Annotated in this window: 1 protein-coding gene; it reads right to left on the bottom strand. The window is 68.6% G+C overall.

The window, feature by feature from the left end:
• Positions 1 to 28 precede the first annotated feature (28 nt).
• Positions 29 to 358: a hypothetical protein gene (locus AC1DYG_RS19780; RefSeq protein WP_477641553.1), complete on the bottom strand. Its 330-nt coding sequence runs from the start codon at positions 356 to 358 to the stop codon at positions 29 to 31.
• Between the last annotated feature and the right edge of the window lie 88 nt (positions 359 to 446).

The following is a 446-nucleotide window of genomic DNA, read 5'->3' as shown; positions in this document are numbered from 1 at the left end:
GTTGAGCCGGAAGGTCTGTGCCATGCGACTACCCCTCGCCTCTCGAAGCGGTGATCACTGGACCCGCCAGCTCGGGGTCCTCGTCGACCCAGTCGTCGGCGTGACCGTCGATTGCCCACTGCACGCCACGGGCCTCGACGACGTCCGTCGCGGTGATGGGCCGCGAGATTGGACCGGGCGAGAAGATGCGGATGCGTGTCACCTTGATCCGCCGGCCGACCTCGCCGACTTCCTCGCTGCCGAGCGGCTCGATGACGCAGCCCTCGATGTCGAAGGTGGTGCCACTGGCCGGGACTGGGTCGCGCTTGCTGTCGAGCGTTGTGCCCGGCCGGACGGTGACGGTCTCACCAGCACTCATGGAAACCTCCGTCCCCGAACGTGGCGCGCGGCTGCGCGGCCGCCGAGATCCCGAGCTGCTCCTTCATCCACGGCAACCACGTGAGCGC

This window comes from Pedococcus sp. P1_H8, from assembly GCF_056405175.1.
The sequence above is the reverse complement of the archived record's forward strand: the minus strand, read 5'-3'. Positions and strand labels throughout refer to the sequence as shown.